Here is a 20,300-nt window from a genome sequence, read left to right as displayed (position 1 = left end):
AGAAAAGCATGAAATTTTTAACACTCAATACTCACAGTTGGATGGAGAAAGAAGCAGAGGAAAAATTCCAGATTTTGCTTGAGGATATTCTTGAAAAGGACTATGATTTGATTTGTTTCCAAGAAATCAATCAGGAGATCACTTCGCCAGTGGTGGAGGTTAATGACCTTTATCAAGCTTTGCCAGCAGCTGAGCCTATTCACCAAGATCACTATGTTAGACTCTTGGTTGAAAAGTTGTATGAGCAAGGGAAAAATTACTACTGGACTTGGGCCTATAACCATATCGGTTATGATCGCTACCACGAAGGTGTGGCTATCTTGTCTAAAACACCTATTGAAGCCAGAGAAATTTTAGTTTCAGATGTGGATGATCCAACAGACTATCATACTCGTCGTGTTGCCGTGGCTGAAACTGTAGTTGATGGTAAGGAGCTTGCAGTTGCAAGTGTCCACCTTTCTTGGTGGGATAAAGGTTTCCAAGAAGAATGGGCACGATTTGAGGCTGTCTTGAAAGAATTGAACAAGCCGCTTTTGCTAGCTGGAGATTTCAACAATCCGGCTGGACAGGAAGGCTACCAAGCTATTTTAGCTAGTCCATTAGGCTTACAAGACGCTTTTGAAGTTGCTCAAGAGAAAAGCGGTAGCTATACCGTTCCACCAGAAATTGATGGCTGGAAAGGGAACACTGAACCCCTTCGAATCGACTATGTTTTTACTACCAAAGAGTTAGAGGTAGAAAATTTACATGTTGTATTTGGTGGTAACAATAGTCCGCAAGTTAGTGATCACTATGGCTTGAATGCTATTTTAAACTGGAAATAATGACTGAAAAGAGGTTGGAATTATAACATTCCAGCCTTTTTCTGATTAGAAAAGCTACTGGAAATAGCCTAATACTCTTCGAAAATCAAATTCAAACCACGTCAGCTTCACCTTGCCGTACTCAAGTACAGCCTGCGGCTAGCTTCCTAGTTTACTCTTTGATTTTCATTGAGTATAAATAAGTGAGGCTACTGAAATGGAATAAAATATGGTATAATTGGTAAGATAGATAGAATCGAGGATATTATGTCATTTACGAAATTTCAATTTAAAAACTATATTAGAGAAGCCCTGCAGGAGTTGAAATTTACAACTCCAACAGAGGTACAAGATAAGTTGATTCCCATTGTCCTGTCAGGCCGAGATTTGGTTGGAGAATCAAAAACAGGTTCGGGTAAGACTCATACTTTCTTGTTACCGATTTTCCAGCAATTAGATGAAGCTAGCGATAGTGTACAAGCAGTGATTACTGCACCGAGTCGTGAGTTGGCTACTCAAATTTACCAAGCAGCCCGTCAGATTGCTGCCCACTCAGACGTGGAAGTTCGTGTGGTTAATTACGTGGGAGGGACAGATAAGGCTCGCCAGATTGACAAATTGGCAAGCAATCAACCTCATATTGTTATCGGAACTCCAGGCCGTATCTACGACTTGGTTAAATCTGGTGATCTAGCTATTCACAAGGCTAAGACCTTTGTTGTTGATGAGGCAGACATGACCTTGGATATGGGATTCTTGGAAACTGTTGATAAGATTGCTGGCAGTCTTCCAAAAGACTTGCAATTTATGGTCTTCTCAGCGACTATTCCACAAAAGTTGCAACCATTCTTGAAAAAATACTTGTCAAATCCAGTTATGGAAAAAATCAAGACCAAAACGGTCATTTCTGACACTATTGATAATTGGTTGATTTCAACCAAGGGACGTGACAAGAATGCTCAAATTTACCAGTTGACTCAGTTGATGCAGCCTTATTTGGCCATGATTTTTGTTAATACTAAAACGCGTGCTGATGAATTGCATTCATATCTGACTGCTCAAGGTTTGAAGGTAGCGAAGATTCATGGAGATATTGCCCCTCGTGAACGTAAGCGAATCATGAATCAGGTGAAAAATCTGGATTTTGAGTACATTGTCGCAACAGATTTGGCAGCGCGTGGAATTGACATTGAAGGTGTCAGTCATGTCATCAATGATGCCATTCCGCAAGACTTATCCTTCTTTGTGCACCGAGTTGGTCGTACTGGACGAAACGGCCTACCAGGTACTGCTATTACCCTTTATCAGCCAAGCGATGACTCGGATATCCGTGAGTTGGAGAAATTAGGAATCAAGTTCACTCCTAAGATGGTCAAAGATGGAGAATTTCAAGATACCTATGACCGTGATCGTCGTGCCAACCGTGAGAAAAAACAAGATAAGCTTGATATCGAAATGATTGGTTTGGTTAAAAAGAAAAAGAAAAAAGTTAAACCGGGCTATAAAAAGAAAATTCAATGGGCGGTTGATGAAAAACGCCGCAAAACCAAGCGTGCAGAAAATCGCGCTCGTGGACGTGCAGAGCGTAAAGCAAAACGCCAAACATTTTAATAGTAATCGTTGGAGTAATGTGCTCCAACTTTTTGCTTTATGAGAACGAAATATCTACATTGAAACACTACATTAAAGACTGCAAATTGCGCTTAAAAATGGTATAATGGTAAAGTTATATAGTCCCGATAAGATGGTAGGTATTCATTACTAAGAGTTTTCAGTACTTTGTAACTCGCAAAGAATGACGGCTCCAAAGTAGTCGCTCGTCATTCTACGGTTGCCACTATAAGGCAGTCACCCTATGCGCCTTACTAGCTTCAGAAATAAAAGAGTATCGTTTTTATTTCTTTCGCGTCGTAACTCGCAAAGAATGACGGCTCCAAAGTAGTCGCTCGTCATTCTACGGTTGCCGCTATAAGGCAGTCACCCTATGCGCCTTACTAGCTTCAGAAATAAAAAAGTATCGTTTTTATTTCTTTCGCGTCGTAACTCTTAGAAAATGAAAATACCTATCAGTACTTTGTAACTCTATAACACTATTTTTAAGGGGGGACATTTTTATGTCAGAACGTAAATTATTCACGTCTGAATCTGTATCTGAGGGGCACCCAGATAAGATTGCAGATCAAATTTCAGATGCGATTTTGGATGCTATTTTAGCCAAGGATCCAGAGGCGCACGTTGCTGCTGAGACAGCTGTATATACTGGTTCCGTCCACGTTTTTGGTGAAATTTCTACAAATGCCTATGTGGATATTAACCGTGTGGTTCGTGATACCATTGCAGAGATTGGCTATACCAATACAGAATATGGATTTTCTGCTGAGACAGTGGGAGTCCATCCGTCACTTGTTGAGCAGTCACCGGATATCGCCCAAGGTGTTAACGAAGCCTTGGAGGTTCGTGGAAATGCAGATCAAGATCCACTTGATTTGATTGGTGCTGGAGACCAAGGTCTCATGTTTGGTTTTGCGGTAGATGAAACAGAAGAACTCATGCCACTTCCAATCTCACTCAGTCACAAGTTGGTTCGTCGTCTGGCAGAACTTCGTAAGTCTGGGGAAATTAGCTATCTTCGCCCAGATGCCAAATCACAGGTTACGGTTGAGTACGATGAAAATGACTGTCCAGTACGTGTGGACACAGTCGTTATTTCAACTCAGCACGATCCAGAAGTCAGCAACGAACAAATTCACAATGATGTGATTAACAAGGTTATCAAAGAGGTTATTCCATCCTCTTACTTGGATGAGCAAACAAAATTCTTCATCAATCCAACTGGTCGCTTTGTAATCGGTGGACCTCAAGGAGACTCAGGCTTGACTGGTCGTAAGATTATCGTGGATACCTATGGTGGCTACTCTCGTCATGGTGGTGGTGCCTTCTCTGGTAAGGATGCGACTAAGGTGGACCGTTCTGCGTCATATGCAGCTCGTTATATTGCCAAGAATATTGTTGCAGCGGGTCTTGCTAAGAAGGCGGAAGTACAATTGGCTTACGCTATCGGTGTTGCCCAACCTGTTTCTGTCCGTATCGATACCTTCGGTACAGGAACGGTAGCTGAAAGCAAGCTTGAAAAAGCGGCTCGTCAAATCTTTGACCTTCGCCCTGCAGGAATTATCCAAATGTTGGATCTTAAACGTCCAATCTACCGTCAAACAGCAGCTTATGGACACATGGGACGTACAGATATTGACCTTCCATGGGAACGTTTGGACAAGGTAGATGCTTTAAAAGAAGCAGTCAAATAAATGAATTGAAGAAAGAGGGAACTCCCTCTCTTTTTAATATACTATTTCCTCCAAAATCATTGAAATTATAGCTTGAATTTGATATGATGGTCTTATGGATAAAAGTAGAGCAAAGCGTGAGAATCACGATAAGATAAGAATGAGTCTAATAGCCCTGGTAGCTATCTTTTCGGTAAGTATTTGCGTCCTTGGTTCAATGATTGGATACAAAGTATATACAAAGCAAAGTTTCGAAAAAAAAATTGAGTCTTTAAAAAATGATAAAGATAATCAATTAAGTGAGGGAAATCAGAAGGATCATTTTCGTAAGGGTCAAACCGAAGTGATTGCCTATTATCCTCTCCAAGGCTCGGAAGTGATTTCGTCTGCTAAGGAGCTGATAAATCAAGACATTAAGGACAAATTAGAAAGTAAGGACAATCTTGTTTTCTACTATACAGAGCAAGAAGAGTCAGGTTTAAAGGGAGTCGTCAATCGTAATGCGACCAAACAAATCTATGATTTAGTTGATTTTAAGGTTGAAGAGACTGAAAAGACCAGTCTAGGAAAGGTTCACTTAACAGAAGATGGGCAACCTTTTACACTTGACCAACTGTTTTCAGATGCTAGTAAGGCTAAGGAACAACTGATAAAAGAATTGACCTCCGTCCTAGAGGATAAGAAAATAGAGCAAGACCAGAGTAATCAGATTGTAAAAAGCTTCTCCGACCAAGACTTATCTGCATGGAATTTTGATTACAAGGATAGCCAAATTCTTATTTATCCGAGTCAGCCTGTTGAAAATCTGGATGAGATTGCCTTGCCGGTATCTAGTTTCTTTGAAGTTATTCAGTCTTCTTATTTATTAGATAAGGATGCAGAGCTATATAAGGCTTATTATGAAAAGAAAAATCGTAAAGTAGTGGCCTTGACTTTTGATGATGGACCAAATCCTGCGACGACAAATCAAGCATTAGATACACTTTCTAAGTATGGTATCAAGGCAACTTTCTTTGTTTTAGGTAAGAATGTTTCTGGCAATGAAGAGATTTTGAAACGAATGAAAGCAGATGGTCATGTTATTGGAAACCATAGTTGGAGTCATCCAGTGCTTTCAAAACTTTCCCTTGATGAAGCTAAAAAACAAATTACTGATACGGAGGATGCGCTAACTAAGGTGCTGGGTTCTAGCTCTAAACTTATGCGTCCCCCTTATGGAGTCATTACAGACGACATTCGCAATAGCCTGGATTTAAGCTTTATTATGTGGGATGTGGATAGTCTGGACTGGAAGAGTAAAAATGAAGCAGCTATTTTGACAGAAATTCAACGTGAAGTCAAGAATGGTTCTATCATTCTCATGCATGATATCCATGCTGAGACGGTCAATGCTCTACCTAAGGTTATTGACTATTTGAAAGGGCAAGGTTATGACTTTGTAACCATACCAGATTTGTTAGACACTCGTCTTAAAGCTCACCAGCTTTACTATGACCGTGATCAATAATACACAAAATCTAAAGAGATAAGTTTTCCTTGAAAATTTGTTTCTTTGGATTTTCTTCACATAGAAAGGAAAAATAATGAAATCTTATACTTTAAATAATGGTGTTACGATTCCAGTTCTGGGATTTGGAACCTGGAAAGCTGAAAATGGAGAGATTGCCTATCAAGCTGTCCTAGAGGCTTTAAAGGCTGGTTATCGTCATATTGATACGGCGGCGATTTATCAGAATGAAGAAAGTGTTGGTCAAGCAATCAAAGATAGCGGAGTTCCACGAGAGGAATTGTTCGTAACTACCAAGCTTTGGAATAGCCAACAAACCTATGAGCAAGCTCGTCAGGCTTTTGCAAAGTCTTTAGAGAAGCTGGGCTTGGATTATTTGGATCTGTATTTGATTCATTGGCCGAACCCAAAACCGCTCAGAGAAAATGACGCATGGAAAACTCGCAATGCGGAAGTTTGGAGAGCTATGGAAGACCTCTATCAAGAAGGCAAAATCCGTGCTATTGGAGTTAGTAATTTCCTTCCCCATCATTTGGATGCCTTGCTTGAAACGGTAACTATCGTTCCAGCGGTCAATCAAATCCGCTTGGCGCCAGGTGTGTATCAAGAGAAAGTCGTAGCTTACTGTAGAGAAAAAGGAATTTTATTGGAAGCTTGGGGACCTTTTGGTCAGGGAGAACTGTTTGATAGCAAGCAAGTGCAAGAAATTGCGGCAAATCATGGAATGTCTGTTGCTCAGATAGCCTTGGCCTGGAGCTTAGCAGAAGGATTTTTACCACTTCCGAAATCTGTTACAGCCTCTCGTATTCAGGCTAATCTTGATTGCTTCGGAATTGAACTGAGTCATGAGGAGCGAGAAACCTTAAAAACGATAGCGGTTCAGTCGGGTGCTCCACGAGTTGATGATATGGATTTTTAGAAAATCATAAAAAGAATTGTACATTGTTCTAATTTTTGATATAATAGTCAGCAGGAAAGAAAGTCTTATGGCGTTCTTCAAGCGAGCTTGGGATAGTGGGAGCCAAGTAGAGCAAAATAAAGTGCTGGCGCTTTCTGTAGTATTTTCAAAAACAATGAAGTAATAAATTAGGGTGGAACCGCGTTTCTGACGCCCCTAGGTTAAATCAACCTAGGATTGTCGGACGCGGTTCTTTTGCTTATTCAGTCTATTGTGTGAAAGAAAGGAGAGACGTGGAAAACCTTTATCTTGTAAAAGACGATAGTCAACTAGCTGCATTTCGTGATTTTGTAGTAAGAAATACTGAAAAGTTGAAAGATTATCAATATTTTTTAAAGAATGAACTTGCAGTCTGTGATTTACCACAAGCTGTTATTTGGTCAAGTTTTAATGCTGCCACACAGATTATTAGGGAAAGTGCTGTTCCAGCCTATACAAATAATAGACGAATGGTTATGACGCCTGATTTAGCTGTTTGGAAAGAGTTGTATTTGTATCAGTTGATGGACTACGAGTGTTCTCAGCAAACTCAAGCAATAGAAAGTCACTATCATTCTTTATCTGAAAATTTCCTCTTGCAGATTGTAGGACATGAGTTAGCTCATTGGTCGGAGTATTTTTTAGATGATTTTGATGGTTACGACTCTTATATCTGGTTCGAAGAGGGGATGGTTGAATATATTAGTCGCAAGTATTTCTTGACAGAAGAGGAATTTCAAGCGGAAAAAATTTGTAATCAGTCTCTTGTAGAACTTTTTCAGAAGAAGTATGGTTGGCATTCATTGAATGATTTTGGTTCTTCGACTTATGATAAGAACTATGCAAATATTTTTTACGAATACTGGCGTAGTTTTTTGACAATAGATAAGTTGGTAGAAAATCTAGGTAGTGTACAAGCGGTCTTCGATTCTTATCATTTATGGGCAAATACAGATAAAACTCTTCCCTTGTTAGATTGGTTTGTTCAGCAGAAGTTAATTGAAAAAGAAATATAAAAACTAAAGGAGTAAACAATGTCTAAAAAATTGACTTTCCAGGAAATCATCCTTACTTTGCAACAATTTTGGAATGACCAAGGTTGTATGCTCATGCAGGCTTATGACAATGAAAAAGGTGCGGGAACAATGAGTCCTTACACTTTCCTTCGTGCTATCGGACCTGAACCATGGAATGCGGCTTATGTAGAACCATCACGTCGTCCTGCTGACGGTCGTTACGGAGAAAATCCTAACCGTCTTTACCAACACCACCAATTCCAAGTGGTCATGAAGCCATCTCCATCAAATATCCAGGAACTGTACCTTGAGTCTTTGGAAAAATTGGGAATCAATCCTTTGGAGCACGATATTCGTTTCGTTGAGGACAACTGGGAAAACCCATCAACTGGTTCAGCTGGTCTTGGTTGGGAAGTTTGGCTTGATGGGATGGAAATTACTCAGTTCACATATTTCCAACAAGTAGGTGGATTGGCAACTGGCCCTGTGACTGCGGAAGTTACCTATGGTTTGGAACGTTTGGCTTCTTACATCCAAGAAGTAGACTCTGTCTATGATATTGAGTGGGCTGATGGTGTAAAATACGGAGAAATCTTTATTCAGCCTGAGTATGAGCACTCAAAATATTCATTTGAAATTTCGGATCAAGAAATGTTGCTTGAAAACTTTGATAAGTTTGAAAAAGAAGCTGGTCGTGCCTTGGAAGAAGGATTGGTGCACCCTGCCTATGACTATGTTCTCAAATGTTCACATACCTTTAACCTACTTGATGCGCGTGGTGCCGTATCTGTAACAGAACGCGCAGGCTATATCGCACGTATCCGTAACTTGGCCCGCGTCGTAGCCAAAACCTTTGTCGCAGAGCGCAAACGCCTAGGCTACCCACTTTTAGATGAAGCTACAAGAGCTAAACTCTTAGCAGAAGACGCAGAATAGTGAGAGTGACAAATTACGAAAATGGGCGAACAGAGTGAGCCCTGAGCCAGTTGCCGCAGTGATGAAGGTATCCTTAGTGAAACTAAGGATACTAGGCAAAATTGGAGACTTTTGGCTCCAACTTTAGCAATGAAACAACGAAGTTGGTTGCTTGCGTGCCAATCACATAAGGCAAACTGGAAAATAAAAAGATACTTTTCGGAGAAAAAATATGACAAAAAACTTATTAGTAGAACTCGGTCTTGAAGAATTACCAGCCTATGTTGTTACGCCAAGTGAAAAACAACTAGGCGAAAAAATGGCAGCCTTCCTCAAGGAAAACCGCCTGTATTTTGAAGCTGTTCAAACCTTCTCAACACCACGTCGTTTGGCTGTTCGTGTGACTGGTCTTGCAGACAAACAGTCTGATTTGACAGAAGATTTCAAGGGTCCAGCAAAGAAAATTGCCTTGGATAGTGATGGAAACTTCACCAAAGCAGCTCAAGGATTTGTCCGTGGGAAAGGCTTGACGGTTGAAGATATTGAATTCCGTGAAATCAAGGGTGAAGAATATGTCTATGTTACCAAGGAAGAAGTGGGTCAACCAGTTGAAGCCATTGTTCCAGGTGTAGTAGACGTCTTGAAGTCCTTGACTTTCCCTGTCAGCATGCACTGGGCTAACAACACCTTTGAATACATTCGTCCTGTTCACACTTTAACTGTTCTTTTAGATGAAGAAGAGTTTGATTTGGATTTCCTTGATATTAAGGGAGGGCGTGTGAGCCGTGGCCATCGTTTCTTGGGACAAGAAACCCAGATTCAGTCAGCTTTGAGCTATGAAGAAGACCTTCGTCGTCAGTTTGTAATTGCAGACCCACGTGAACGTGAGCAAATGATTGTTGACCAAATCAAAGCAATCGAAACTGAGCATGGTGTACATATCGAAATTGATGCGGATTTGCTGAATGAAGTCTTGAACTTGGTTGAATACCCAACTGCCTTTATGGGAAGCTTTGATGCCAAATACCTTGAAGTTCCAGAAGAAGTCTTAGTGACTTCGATGAAGGAACATCAACGTTACTTTGTTGTTCGTGATCAAGACGGTAAACTCTTGCCAAACTTCATTTCTGTTCGTAACGGAAACGCAGAGCATTTGGAAAATGTCATCAAAGGAAATGAAAAAGTTTTGGTAGCCCGCTTGGAAGACGGAGAATTCTTCTGGCGTGAAGACCAAAAATTGGTGATTTCAGATCTTGTTGAAAAATTAAACAATGTGACTTTCCATGAGAAAATTGGTTCCCTTCGTGAACACATGATTCGTACTGGTCAGATTGCTATTCTCTTGGCAGAAAAAGCAGGTTTATCAGCTGATGAAACAGTTGACCTAGCCCGTGCAGCAGCCATTTACAAGTTTGACTTGTTGACAGGTATGGTTGGTGAATTTGACGAGCTCCAAGGAATTATGGGTGAAAAATATGCCCTTCTTGCTGGTGAAACTCCAGCAGTGGCAGCTGCTATTCGTGAACACTACATGCCTACATCAGCCGAAGGAGAACTTCCAGAGAGCAAGGTTGGAGCCATTCTAGCCATTGCAGACAAATTGGATACGATTTTGAGTTTCTTCTCAGTAGGCTTGATTCCATCAGGTTCTAATGACCCTTATGCCCTTCGTCGTGCGACGCAAGGTGTGGTTCGTATCTTGGATGCCTTTGGTTGGCACATTGCTATGGATGAGCTGATTGATAGCCTTTATGCTTTGAAATTTGACAGCTTGACTTATGAAAATAAAGCAGAAGTTATGAACTTTATCAAGGCTCGTGTTGATAAGATGATGGGTTCTACTCCAAAAGACATCAAGGAAGCCGTTCTTGCAGGATCAAACTTTGTTGTGGCGGATATGTTGGAAGCAGCAAGTGCTCTCGTAGAAGCAAGCAAGGAAGAAGATTTCAAACCATCTGTCGAATCCCTCTCTCGTGCCTTCAACTTGGCTGATAAGGCAGAAGGAGTAGCTACAGTTGATTCAGCTCTCTTTGAGAATGAAGAAGAGAAAATCTTGGCAGAAGCAGTAGAATCACTCGTTTTGTCAGGGGCTGCAAGTCAGCAATTGAAACAGCTCTTTGCGCTTAGTCCAGTTATTGATGCTTTCTTTGAAAATACTATGGTTATGGCCGAAGATCAGGCTGTCCGTCAAAATCGTTTGGCTATCTTGTCTCATTTAACTCAAAAAGCAGCTAAACTTGCACGCTTTAACCAAATCAATACCAAATAAAATCTGTTAAACGGATTAAATCTTATCATAAAGGAGAGAAACATGGATCCTAAAAAAATTGATCGTATCAACGAGCTTGCCAAAAAGAAAAAAACAGAAGGCTTGACCCCAGAAGAAAAAGTAGAACAAGCCAAACTACGTGAGGAGTACATCGAAGGTTATCGTCGCACTGTTCGTCACCACATCGAAGGGATCAAAATTGTGGACGAAGAAGGAAACGATGTTACACCAGAGAAACTACGTCAAGTCCAACGTGAAAAAGGGTTACATGGTCGTAGTCTCGATGATCCAAATTCATAATCAGTATTCTTTCTTTTAACAAAGATAGATGAAATAATAACCAAAAGACTAGCAGACATAAATGGGCTGTACCCCAAAAGTGAGACAGAAAAAATAATCTAATACTAGACCAAAATCAAAAAGCATTATATAATAGTGATATGAAATCAACTAAAGAAGAAATCCAAGTCATCAAAACACTTTTAAAAGACTCTAGTACAGCTAAATATCATAAACGCCTTCAAATCGTTCTATTTCGTCTGATGGGCAAATCTTATAAAGAGATTATAGAGCTTTTAGACTGTAATCAAACAACGATTTGGCGAAATGTAAAAAAATATGAGGAGTTAGGATTCAATCTCATTAAGTTAAGAAATTCAAATACAATTCTGTATTTGGGTTTCTTTTTTATGTGATAAACTATAGTTAAGGAGGTGCTTTCCATGATAAAACAGATAAAATCCCACTTGAATAAGAGTATTCATAGTATCATTGGTCAAAAAGTTGAGTTCGTCAAACAAGCTGAACAGGCCTTTACTCATAAAAGAAGGTTATCACTAGAAACTATGATTCGTACCATTCTGGGAATGGGAGGGAAATCCTTGTCAAAAGAATTACTAGATACCAGACTGACAGTTTCAAATTCAGCCTTTGTTCAAAGACGCTATCAAATAAAACCTGCTATGTGTTCCTCCTTCAACTTGCCAAATACGGAGTGTTTTGAGCAAACATTTTCTCTAACATTATCACGAAAGCAAACCAATCAGCTCAAAAAACTTTATCATGATTTTCCCAATGACTATCATTTTATTCCACACAATTCTACTTTTGATTTTCTTCCAGAAACAAGTCAAAAACAAGATCCTGTAGCACTCTATGAACTTCCTTTTCGTATGGTGCGTTTAGAAGTGAAAGAAGGAAAATACGAAACTCTGGTGACGAATACAGACTATTCAGTCCAAGAATTAAAAAATCTCTACGCCAGCAGATGGGACATAGAGACTAGTTTTCGTGATCTGAAATACAGTATTGGCTTGGTCAATTTTCATGCCAAAAAGAAGGAAGGGATGCTCCAAGAAATTTTTGCTCGCTTTACAAATTTTAACTTTTGTCGTTGGGTAACCTCGCAAGTTGCCATCGACAATAGTCACAAAAAACAAAGATATAAAGTGTGTTTCTCAGATGCGGCTTATGCCTGCCGTTTGTTTTTTAACGGTTCCCTTTCTTCTCTCCAGTTGAAAAACTACCTCAAGAAACAGTTATCTATTATTCGATCGAATCGAAAATATCCAAGAAAGATAAAAGCTCAATCGGTAGTTGATTTCATCTATAGAGTAACATAAATCTCAAAAAACAGGGTAAAAAACCTTTATTTGTTATGCAAAAAATAGAAGATGCGATAGAGAATCACTTTGATGACCTCAATCATATCTCCTATTACAGTAGTTAGATCACTAACTTAATGACATTGGACGAATGTCTCGCTTTTTTGCGAGGAATAGAAGATGAAAGATTTAACGTTTAGACAATTCCAAGACTACTTACTCGAACATTACCAGCAGTCTCGGACTGAGGAAGGTCTCTTTATGAAGTTAGTGGAGGAAGTCGGAGAAGTAGCTGAGGTTTTGAATGGTCGTTCTGGTAGAAAAGAAGGGATAGGATTCGAACGAGGAACTTGCCAGAGAACTGGCTGATATCATTCACTACACCGTCGCAATCGCAGCTATTAATCATATTGACCTTACCAAGACTATCTTTGAGAAAGACAAAACCGCAGCCGTTAACTACCAACATGAACGTGATTTGGAAGGATTTTTGAAGGTGAAGGAGAATTGATGTCCCCTTCCTCCAACTTGAGAAAATCCTTGGAACGTGATAAAATAAGGGATAAGGATTTTTAATAATTCATTATATAGAACGAGTGGATTTCTTTATGAAGAGGATTGAAGTATCTACGAAAATTGGTAGTCTCTCTGTTACTTATCAAAAGCAAAAGAAAGTGCTAGTTTGTTTAAATGGAGCAGGTTTGCTACCAAGTTATGAAAATTTTTCACTTATACTTGAAAAACTTCCTCCTACAATTGGTTATTTGACAATTGATTTTCCGAACACAGGTAGGAGTCCGATTCATGACCAATCTGACAAAAATCTGGATAATCTTGTAGATGCAGTTTATGAAGTACTTGAAGAATTAGGGATTTCTGAATATATACTTTGTGTACATAGTTTGAGTGGAATTTTAGCTTGTAAATTGCTCAACAAACCAATTAAGTGTCAGGCTTTAGTAGCAATTGAACCGACAACTAAAAATGTCATGTTTGCTGATTTTTCAGAAAATCCTTATCCAGAAATGGAAGAGCAGATGAGGCTGATTGACGAGTGTGGTCCTGAACTTTATTTTAAGAACTTAACTCAAGCAACATTTAGTACTGAAATGAATAAAGAAATCTGGGAAATAATGCAAGAAAAAGGCTTAGAGTTAGAAAAACAAAATCCAGGATTTCAGATATCTGGAGAGATTACTGAGGAAGATTTTGAGGATGTATCAATACCAGATTGTATCCCTGTATTTGTTTTTTGTCAGCCTTATAGAGAAAAAGAGTACAGAGAATCAGAATATTGGACTTCCAATGCTAGACTCATTTTAGGAGGGAATCACCATTATTTACAATGGTCAGAATCCGAAAAAATTGCGGCTATTATTCGAGAATTGTCAGAATAAGATGGAAAGAAGGAGACTACAGGAGACAAGATGAACTACTTTAATGTTGGGAAAATCGTCAATACGCAGGGATTACAGGGTGAGATGCGAGTCTTGTCTGTGACGGATTTTGCAGAAGAACGGTTTAAAAAAGGTATTGAGCTGGCCTTGTTTGATGAAAAAGATCAGTTCGTTCAAACAGTGACCATTGCTAGCCACCGTAAACAGAAGAACTTTGACATTATTAAATTCAAAGATATGTACCATATCAACGCTATCGAAAAGTATAAGGGATACAGTCTCAAGGTTGCTGAGGAAGATTTGAATGATTTAGACGACGGTGAATTCTACTATCACGAGATTATCGGCTTGGAGGTCTATGAGGGTGATAACTTGATTGGAACCATCAAAGAAATCCTGCAACCAGGTGCTAACGATGTCTGGGTGGTCAAGCGAAAAGGCAAGCGTGACTTGCTCTTGCCTTATATCCCACTAGTGATTCTCAATGTTGATATTCCGAATAACCGCGTCGATGTGGAAATCTTAGAAGGGTTAGACGATGAAGATTGATATTTTAACCCTCTTTCCGGAGATGTTTTCTCCACTGGAGCACTCAATCGTTGGAAAGGCTCGAGAAAAAGGGCTCTTGGATATCCAGTATCATAATTTCCGAGAAAATGCTGAAAAGGCCCGCCATGTCGACGATGAGCCCTACGGAGGCGGTCAGGGGATGCTGCTCCGAGCCCAACCTATTTTCGATGCCTTTGATGCTATTGAAAAGAAAAATCCGCGCGTCATTCTCCTTGATCCTGCTGGAAAGCAGTTTGATCAGGCTTATGCTGAGGATTTGGCCCAAGAGGAAGAACTTATCTTTATCTGCGGTCACTATGAGGGCTATGATGAGCGGATCAAGACCTTGGTGACAGATGAGATTTCCTTGGGCGACTATGTCTTGACTGGTGGAGAGTTGGCGGCTATGACCATGATTGATGCTACGGTACGCCTGATTCCAGAAGTGATTGGCAAGGAGTCTAGCCACCAAGATGATAGTTTTTCTTCAGGCCTTCTTGAATACCCTCAGTACACACGTCCCTATGATTATCGAGGCATGGTTGTCCCAGATGTTCTGATGAGCGGGCACCATGAAAAGATTCGTCAGTGGCGCCTGTATGAGAGTTTAAAGAAAACCTACGAGCGCAGACCGGATTTGCTTGAAGATTATCAACTGACAGCAGAAGAAGAAAAAATGCTGGCAGAAATTAAAGAAAACAAAGAATAAAGGAGAAACCTATGCAAGTAATCAAACGTGATGGAGAAATTGCTGAATTTAATCCAGATAAGATTTACCAAGCTATCTTAAAGGCAGCCCAGACTGTCTATGTATTGACAGATGATTTGCGTCAAAACCTTGCACAAGTCACTAAGAAAGTGGTTTTGGATTTGGAAGAGGCCAAGGTGGAACGTGCTACTATCAGCATGATTCAGTCTATGGTTGAACATCGTCTACTGGGTGCAGGTTACATTACCATTGCAGAACACTACATTTCCTATCGTTTACAACGTGACTTGGAAAGAAGTGGTTATGGAGATCATATCGCAGTTCATTTACATTTTGAACAAATTCGCTAAGAAAAAAGAGTGGGATGAAGCAACTACATCTCACTCTTTCTTAAATCTATTTTTTTGGGCTGTTTGGACAGTTGAAGGGACAAATCGCAGGCGTTGAATATCGCTTATGCGGATAATACGGGTCACATTTTTGGCAAAATTTTTCACAATAATTTGCTGTCCTTGCTGATCGTATTTGATGATGTCACCTGTAAAACTTGTCTCTGACAAGATAAGGTGAACAGCGGTTTGTTTCTGGATAGCCTCTTCAATAGTGGCTGTAAGGGAGTTGCTTTCAGTCTGGTCTGGTTGGTCATGTCCATTTAAAAAGTCATGTATTTTACCTAGAACTTGCTGGAATTTATGTCTCATAGTGGCCTCCCTTCTTTTATATCAATATTATATAAAATTTTCCTAAAATCTACAAGATTTTACGAATAATCAGATGAAAGTTAAAAAAGGAGAAGAAAATGGCAGAATTTACATTTGAAATCGAAGAGCACTTGTTGACTCTTTCTGAAAACGAAAAAGGTTGGACTAAGGAAATCAACCGTGTGAGCTTTAATGGTGCCCCTGCAAAGTTTGATATTCGTGCTTGGAGTCCAGATCATACTAAAATGGGCAAGGGGATTACTCTCTCCAATGAAGAATTTCAAACAATGGTGGATGCTTTTAAAGGCAACTAAGTTTTCAAAATGAAAGAAAAGGATATTGAGTCATGACAACTCGATATCCTTTTTTAGTTAGCAAAGTAAGCCTGATTTTTAAGGCGTTGAAGTAGGGGACGGCTAATAAAACTAATAGCCAGAAGTTTACCAAGGTCTGGAATGATAAAGGGAATGACCCCCACAACAAGAGCTTTTTCAAATGCCATTCCAGCAAGAAAATGTAAGCTGAGAATCCCGCCGACAAAGACAAGGGCATCACCCAAGAGGTTTGCAAGAAAAATCTTGACAATACCACTCTCGCTGTTAGTTAGGGAAGAAGTAAGTCCAGAGTATACAAGATAAAACCAAAGATAACCTGCAGTAGGACCAACTAAAGCTTGAAAACCAGCTCCACCTCCTGCAAAAACAGGAAGACCGATAGCACCTAGAAGAAGATAGAGTCCAACAGAAAGTACAGCCTCTCTCGGTCTAAAGACAGTAGCAATCAAGCCGATTGCAAAGTTTTGCAGAGTGAAGGGGACAGGTCCAATTGGAAGACTGATTTGTGCCAAAACAGCAATGAGAGCAGCCCCAATAGCAGGGGTAGCATAAACGTGAGCTTTTTTCAAAATAGTTAACCTCTTTTCTGATATATAGTAACTATTATACTCGTAGAGTAATCATTGTCAACCTATTTTTAAAAACAAGGTAACAAAAATTGTAACAGCCGATTTTGCTTACTGGTTGAGTTGGATAATTGTTTTGTAGATTTGTAAGAAATTAAAAAAAGAAGCAGACACATTTGTATCAGCTTCCTTTATTTCGATTAACGCATGGTTACAAATTCTTCGGATGCAGTTGGGTGAATCGCTACAGTTGCATCAAAGTCAGCCTTGGTTGCTCCCATTTTGATAGCAACAGCAAATCCTTGAATCATTTCATCAACACCATAGCCAATTCCATGAAGTCCGACAACTTTTTCTTCTGAACCAGCTGTGATCAATTTGAAACGGGATTCTTGTCTATTGCTAGTAACGGCAGAGTACATAGATGCAAAGCTTGATTTGTAAACCTTGATTTGGTCTTGACCATATTCTTTGATAGCTTGCTCTTCTGTCAATCCGACAGTTCCGATAGCAGGGTGTGAAAAGACAACAGTTGGAATAGTTGAGTAGTCCATTTTTGCAGTTGTTTTTCCGTTAAAGAGACGTTCTGATAGGGTACGCCCAGCCTTGATTGCAACTGGAGTCAGTTCTTTCTCGCCTGTTACATCACCTAGAGCATAGATTCCCTCAACAACAGTATTTTGGTATTCATCCACTTGGATAAAGCCACGTTCGTTCAGGGTTACTCCAGCTTTTTCAAGTTGCAAGCCCTTAACGTTTGGACGGCGGCCTGTAGCCCAGATAACTTGGCTAGCTGTGTGACTAGTACCATCTTCGAAATGAATGGTAATGCCGTCAGTAGTTTTTTCTAACTTGACAGGGACTTTGTGAGTATGAAGTGGTAAGTTTGTTCTTTCCATTTCCTTGACCAGACCTTCAACGATGTAGGAATCAAAACCACGTAAAGGGCGATCACGGCGAACAAAGAGGTCTGTCTTGACACCAAAAGTGTGGAGTACGCCAGCCAATTCAACGGCGATATAACCAGCGCCTAGAATTGCAACTGACTCTGGCAATTCTTCCCAGGCAAATACATCATCAGAAGAGCCACCTAGTTCAGCACCAGGAATGTTTGGAATACTTGGATGGGCACCAGTAGCAATCACGATATGTTTAGCACGAATCAGCTCACCATTTACGCTAACAGTATGAGAATCTACAAATTCAGCATGACCTTCAATCAAGTCTACTCCGTTGCGTTTAAAACTGCCATCATAAGAAGAACGAGCGCGATCAATGTAGGCTTCACGATTGCGACGTAGGGTTGCAAAGTCAAAGTTAAGATCAGTAGTTTTAAAGCCGTAGTCTTCTCCAAATTGATGGAAAGTCTCAGCGATTTGCGCCCCGTACCACATGATTTTCTTAGGAACACAGCCGACGTTGACGCAGGTTCCACCTAGTTTCTTTTCCTCAATAACGACAGCTTTGGCTCCATGTTCACCAGCACGGTTCATGGTGGCAATTCCTCCGCTACCTCCACCGATAGCAATGATATCGTATTCTCTCATTGAAAACTCCTTTGTACTCTTCTAAATAGTAGAGTGTCATTTTTTGATAGTCATATTCTATCTTTTTTTTGATGTGATTGCAAAAATCTGCTACGTACAAAAAATTCAAGAAAAGGCTTGCAAAAAAGAAAAATAAAGTGTATGATATAACTAGTACAATGATTGTAAAATAAATTCCGAACAATAATTAAATCCTGAAATGTCATTATTTCAAATTGATAATTTTTGTATAATATTGTTAAGAACTTTAAATCAAAAAGGAGTTTCATTATGAAGAAAAAGAATGGTAAAGCTAAAAAGTGGCAATTGTATGCAGCAATCGGTGCTGCCAGTGTAGTTGTATTGGGTGCCGGGGGGATTTTACTCTTTAGACAACCTTCTCAGACTGCTGTAAAAGATGAGCCTACTCATCTTGTTGTTGCCAAGGAAGGAAGCGTGGCCTCCTCTGTTTTATTGTCAGGGACAGTAACAGCAAAAAATGAACAATATGTTTATTTTGATGCTAGTAAGGGAGATTTAGATGAAATCCTTGTTTCTGTGGGTGATAAAGTCAGTGAAGGACAGGCTTTAGTCAAGTACAGTAGTTCAGAAGCCCAGGCAGCCTATGATTCAGCGAGTCGAGCAGTAGCTAAGGCAGATCGTCATATCAACGAACTCAACCAAGCGCGAAATGAAGCCGCTTCAGCTCCGGCTCCTCAAGCCTCTGCGCCAGCAGGAGGAGAAGATGCAACGGTGCAAAGTCCAACTCCAGTGGCTGGAAATTCTGTTGCTTCTATTGACGCTCAGTTGGGTGATGCCCGTGATGCGCGTGCAGACGCTGCGGCGCAATTAAGTAAGGCTCAAAGTCAGTTAGATGCAATGACGGTTCTCAGTACCCTAGAGGGAACTGTGGTCGAAGTCAACCACAATGTTTCTAAATCTCCAACAGGAGCTAGCCAAGTAGTCGTTCATGTCGTAAGTAATGAAAACTTGCAAGTTAAGGGAGAACTGTCTGAATATAACCTCGCCAACCTATCTGTAGGTCAAGAAGTAAGCTTTACTTCTAAAGTGTATCCTGATAAAAAATGGACTGGGAAATTAAGCTATATTTCTGACTATCCTAAAAACAATGGTGAAGCAGCTAGTCCAGCTGCCGCAGCTTCTGGTAATTCTGGTTCTAAATATCCATACACTATTGATGTTACAAGTGAAATCGGTGATTTGAAACAAGGATTCTCAGTAAGTGTTGAGGTCAAAAATAAGAGTAAAGCCATTTTGGTTCCTCTAACAAGTGTTGTGACTGAAAATGATAAGAATTATGTCTGGGTGCTTGACGAGCAGAAAAAGGCCAAGAAAGTGGAAGTTGGTTTGGGCAATGCTGATGCAGACAACCAAGAAATCACTTCAGGTCTGACAAATGGAGTCAAGGTCATCAGTAACCCAACGTCTTCCTTGGAAGAAGGAAAAGAGGTGAAGGCTGATGAAGCAACTAATTAGTCTAAAAAATATCTGCAGAAGCTACCGTAACGGTGACCAAGAACTGCAGGTTCTCAAAAATATCAACCTAGAAGTGAATGAGGGTGAGTTTGTTGCCATTATGGGACCATCTGGTTCTGGTAAGTCTACTCTCATGAATACGATTGGCATGTTGGATACACCAAGTAGTGGAGAGTATTATCTTGAAGGTCAAGAAGTGGCTGGATTGGGTGAAAAACAACTAGCTAAGGTTCGCAACCAACAAATCGGTTTTGTCTTTCAGCAGTTCTTTCTTCTATCGAAACTCAATGCTCTGCAAAATGTAGAATTGCCCTTGATTTACGCAGGAGTTTCGGCTTCAAAACGTCGCAAGTTAGCTGAGGAATATCTAGATAAGGTTGAATTGACAGAACGTAGTCATCATTTGCCTTCGGAATTATCTGGTGGTCAAAAGCAACGTGTGGCTATTGCGCGTGCCTTGGTAAACAATCCTTCTATTATCTTAGCAGACGAACCGACAGGAGCCTTGGATACCAAAACAGGAAATCAAATTATGCAACTATTGGTTGACTTGAACAAAGAAGGAAAAACCATTATCATGGTAACGCATGAGCCTGAAATAGCTGCTTATGCCAAACGTCAGATTGTCATTCGCGATGGAGTTATTTCATCTGATAGTGCTCAGTTAGAAAAGGAGGAAAACTAA

20 protein-coding genes and 2 pseudogenes are annotated in these 20,300 nt (G+C 40.1%); 19 read left to right on the top strand and 3 right to left on the bottom strand.

From position 1 onward, the window contains the following. Window positions 1–8 precede the first annotated feature (8 nt). The 16 genes and pseudogenes from PCY12_RS07530 (at window position 9) to PCY12_RS07455 (ending at window position 15,340) form a co-directional block, all read left to right on the top strand. On the top strand, window positions 9–824 hold the full coding sequence (locus tag PCY12_RS07530) for an endonuclease/exonuclease/phosphatase family protein (RefSeq protein ID WP_301352282.1): 816 nt from the start codon (window positions 9–11) through the stop codon (window positions 822–824). Window positions 825–1,070: 246 nt separating this feature from the next. Then, window positions 1,071–2,414, top strand: a complete 1,344-nt coding sequence (locus PCY12_RS07525; protein ID WP_301352280.1) for a DEAD/DEAH box helicase — start codon at window positions 1,071–1,073, stop codon at window positions 2,412–2,414. A gap of 503 nt (window positions 2,415–2,917) precedes the next feature. Beyond that, window positions 2,918–4,108, top strand: a complete 1,191-nt coding sequence (gene metK / locus PCY12_RS07520; protein WP_301352278.1) for a methionine adenosyltransferase — start codon at window positions 2,918–2,920, stop codon at window positions 4,106–4,108. 94 nt (window positions 4,109–4,202) lie between these two features. Beyond that, the gene (gene pgdA, locus PCY12_RS07515; protein ID WP_301352276.1) at window positions 4,203–5,594 is read left to right on the top strand and encodes a peptidoglycan-N-acetylglucosamine deacetylase PgdA; all 1,392 of its coding nucleotides are present in this window, start codon (window positions 4,203–4,205) and stop codon (window positions 5,592–5,594) included. 76 nt (window positions 5,595–5,670) lie between these two features. Continuing rightward, a complete protein-coding gene (locus PCY12_RS07510; protein WP_301352275.1) occupies window positions 5,671–6,513 on the top strand; it encodes an aldo/keto reductase in 843 nt (280 codons plus the stop codon). Window positions 6,514–6,785: 272 nt separating this feature from the next. After that, window positions 6,786–7,547, top strand: coding sequence for an elongation factor Tu (locus PCY12_RS07505; RefSeq protein ID WP_301352273.1), 762 nt, complete (start codon window positions 6,786–6,788; stop codon window positions 7,545–7,547). A gap of 18 nt (window positions 7,548–7,565) precedes the next feature. Then, the gene (gene glyQ, locus PCY12_RS07500; protein ID WP_000038733.1) at window positions 7,566–8,483 is read left to right on the top strand and encodes a glycine--tRNA ligase subunit alpha; all 918 of its coding nucleotides are present in this window, start codon (window positions 7,566–7,568) and stop codon (window positions 8,481–8,483) included. Window positions 8,484–8,694: 211 nt separating this feature from the next. Further along, window positions 8,695–10,731 carry a glycine--tRNA ligase subunit beta gene (glyS, locus tag PCY12_RS07495; protein WP_301352272.1) on the top strand — a complete coding sequence of 679 codons (2,037 nt, stop codon included), beginning with the start codon at window positions 8,695–8,697 and terminating at the stop codon, window positions 10,729–10,731. A gap of 42 nt (window positions 10,732–10,773) precedes the next feature. Further along, window positions 10,774–11,031: a DUF896 family protein gene (locus PCY12_RS07490; protein WP_000371299.1), complete on the top strand. Its 258-nt coding sequence runs from the start codon at window positions 10,774–10,776 to the stop codon at window positions 11,029–11,031. Window positions 11,032–11,171: 140 nt separating this feature from the next. Then, a pseudogene (locus PCY12_RS07485) lies at window positions 11,172–11,357 on the top strand (helix-turn-helix domain-containing protein); the annotation flags it as partial. A 96-nt stretch (window positions 11,358–11,453) separates the two neighbouring features. Further along, window positions 11,454–12,353, top strand: a complete 900-nt coding sequence (locus tag PCY12_RS07480; RefSeq protein ID WP_301352271.1) for a transposase — start codon at window positions 11,454–11,456, stop codon at window positions 12,351–12,353. A 162-nt stretch (window positions 12,354–12,515) separates the two neighbouring features. Next, window positions 12,516–12,846, top strand: a pseudogene (locus PCY12_RS07475) (MazG nucleotide pyrophosphohydrolase domain-containing protein). A gap of 97 nt (window positions 12,847–12,943) precedes the next feature. Beyond that, window positions 12,944–13,732, top strand: a complete 789-nt coding sequence (locus tag PCY12_RS07470) for an alpha/beta hydrolase (RefSeq protein ID WP_301352269.1) — start codon at window positions 12,944–12,946, stop codon at window positions 13,730–13,732. 30 nt (window positions 13,733–13,762) lie between these two features. Next, complete coding sequence (rimM, locus tag PCY12_RS07465) at window positions 13,763–14,281, top strand: ribosome maturation factor RimM (protein WP_301352267.1); 519 nt, start codon at window positions 13,763–13,765, stop codon at window positions 14,279–14,281. Continuing rightward, the gene (trmD, locus tag PCY12_RS07460; RefSeq protein WP_138707214.1) at window positions 14,271–14,990 is read left to right on the top strand and encodes a tRNA (guanosine(37)-N1)-methyltransferase TrmD; all 720 of its coding nucleotides are present in this window, start codon (window positions 14,271–14,273) and stop codon (window positions 14,988–14,990) included. Before rimM ends, trmD begins: the two co-directional genes overlap by 11 nt. An 11-nt stretch (window positions 14,991–15,001) precedes the next feature. After that, the gene (locus PCY12_RS07455) at window positions 15,002–15,340 is read left to right on the top strand and encodes an ATP cone domain-containing protein (RefSeq protein WP_001196040.1); all 339 of its coding nucleotides are present in this window, start codon (window positions 15,002–15,004) and stop codon (window positions 15,338–15,340) included. Between the two features lie 30 nt (window positions 15,341–15,370). Here the strand turns inward: PCY12_RS07455 and PCY12_RS07450 are convergent, their stop codons facing one another. Then, complete coding sequence (locus tag PCY12_RS07450) at window positions 15,371–15,691, bottom strand: hypothetical protein (protein WP_172930969.1); 321 nt, start codon at window positions 15,689–15,691, stop codon at window positions 15,371–15,373. 98 nt (window positions 15,692–15,789) lie between these two features. On the opposite strand from PCY12_RS07450, the gene PCY12_RS07445 reads away from it, so the two are divergent. Next, on the top strand, window positions 15,790–16,005 hold the full coding sequence (locus tag PCY12_RS07445; RefSeq protein ID WP_000807422.1) for a YdbC family protein: 216 nt from the start codon (window positions 15,790–15,792) through the stop codon (window positions 16,003–16,005). 53 nt (window positions 16,006–16,058) lie between these two features. Here the strand turns inward: PCY12_RS07445 and PCY12_RS07440 are convergent, their stop codons facing one another. Both PCY12_RS07440 and gor read right to left on the bottom strand, forming a co-directional pair. Then, complete coding sequence (locus PCY12_RS07440) at window positions 16,059–16,595, bottom strand: biotin transporter BioY (RefSeq protein ID WP_301352265.1); 537 nt, start codon at window positions 16,593–16,595, stop codon at window positions 16,059–16,061. A 197-nt stretch (window positions 16,596–16,792) separates the two neighbouring features. Continuing rightward, the gene (gor, locus tag PCY12_RS07435; RefSeq protein ID WP_301352263.1) at window positions 16,793–18,139 is read right to left on the bottom strand and encodes a glutathione-disulfide reductase; all 1,347 of its coding nucleotides are present in this window, start codon (window positions 18,137–18,139) and stop codon (window positions 16,793–16,795) included. A gap of 270 nt (window positions 18,140–18,409) precedes the next feature. Between gor and PCY12_RS07430 the strand changes: the two genes are divergently transcribed. Both PCY12_RS07430 and PCY12_RS07425 read left to right on the top strand, forming a co-directional pair. Beyond that, window positions 18,410–19,615 (top strand): efflux RND transporter periplasmic adaptor subunit, encoded by a 1,206-nt coding sequence (locus PCY12_RS07430; protein WP_301352262.1) that lies wholly within the window; start codon window positions 18,410–18,412, stop codon window positions 19,613–19,615. Further along, window positions 19,599–20,300, top strand: a complete 702-nt coding sequence (locus tag PCY12_RS07425; RefSeq protein WP_000811469.1) for an ABC transporter ATP-binding protein — start codon at window positions 19,599–19,601, stop codon at window positions 20,298–20,300. Before PCY12_RS07430 ends, PCY12_RS07425 begins: the two co-directional genes overlap by 17 nt.

Origin of the sequence: Streptococcus sp. SPS1, from assembly GCF_030439915.1 — a bacterium.
Lineage (GTDB): Bacteria > Bacillota > Bacilli > Lactobacillales > Streptococcaceae > Streptococcus.
Note: the sequence above shows the minus strand (reverse complement) of the source record. Positions and strands in the feature narration are given on the sequence as shown.

Bases quoted from the DNA above. Each gene is read 5' to 3' on its own strand.
- PCY12_RS07530 (WP_301352282.1), top strand. From the start codon at position 9: ATGAAATTTTTAACACTCAATACTCACAGTTGGATGGAGAAAGAAGCA.
- PCY12_RS07525 (WP_301352280.1), top strand. From the start codon at position 1,071: ATGTCATTTACGAAATTTCAATTTAAAAACTATATTAGAGAAGCCCTG.
- metK (WP_301352278.1), top strand. From the start codon at position 2,918: ATGTCAGAACGTAAATTATTCACGTCTGAATCTGTATCTGAGGGGCAC.
- pgdA (WP_301352276.1), top strand. From the start codon at position 4,203: ATGGATAAAAGTAGAGCAAAGCGTGAGAATCACGATAAGATAAGAATG.
- PCY12_RS07510 (WP_301352275.1), top strand. From the start codon at position 5,671: ATGAAATCTTATACTTTAAATAATGGTGTTACGATTCCAGTTCTGGGA.
- glyQ (WP_000038733.1), top strand. From the start codon at position 7,566: ATGTCTAAAAAATTGACTTTCCAGGAAATCATCCTTACTTTGCAACAA.
- glyS (WP_301352272.1), top strand. From the start codon at position 8,695: ATGACAAAAAACTTATTAGTAGAACTCGGTCTTGAAGAATTACCAGCC.
- PCY12_RS07490 (WP_000371299.1), top strand. From the start codon at position 10,774: ATGGATCCTAAAAAAATTGATCGTATCAACGAGCTTGCCAAAAAGAAA.
- PCY12_RS07480 (WP_301352271.1), top strand. From the start codon at position 11,454: ATGATAAAACAGATAAAATCCCACTTGAATAAGAGTATTCATAGTATC.
- PCY12_RS07470 (WP_301352269.1), top strand. From the start codon at position 12,944: ATGAAGAGGATTGAAGTATCTACGAAAATTGGTAGTCTCTCTGTTACT.
- rimM (WP_301352267.1), top strand. From the start codon at position 13,763: ATGAACTACTTTAATGTTGGGAAAATCGTCAATACGCAGGGATTACAG.
- trmD (WP_138707214.1), top strand. From the start codon at position 14,271: ATGAAGATTGATATTTTAACCCTCTTTCCGGAGATGTTTTCTCCACTG.
- PCY12_RS07455 (WP_001196040.1), top strand. From the start codon at position 15,002: ATGCAAGTAATCAAACGTGATGGAGAAATTGCTGAATTTAATCCAGAT.
- PCY12_RS07450 (WP_172930969.1), bottom strand. From the start codon at position 15,691: ATGAGACATAAATTCCAGCAAGTTCTAGGTAAAATACATGACTTTTTA.
- PCY12_RS07445 (WP_000807422.1), top strand. From the start codon at position 15,790: ATGGCAGAATTTACATTTGAAATCGAAGAGCACTTGTTGACTCTTTCT.
- gor (WP_301352263.1), bottom strand. From the start codon at position 18,139: ATGAGAGAATACGATATCATTGCTATCGGTGGAGGTAGCGGAGGAATT.
- PCY12_RS07430 (WP_301352262.1), top strand. From the start codon at position 18,410: ATGAAGAAAAAGAATGGTAAAGCTAAAAAGTGGCAATTGTATGCAGCA.
- PCY12_RS07425 (WP_000811469.1), top strand. From the start codon at position 19,599: ATGAAGCAACTAATTAGTCTAAAAAATATCTGCAGAAGCTACCGTAAC.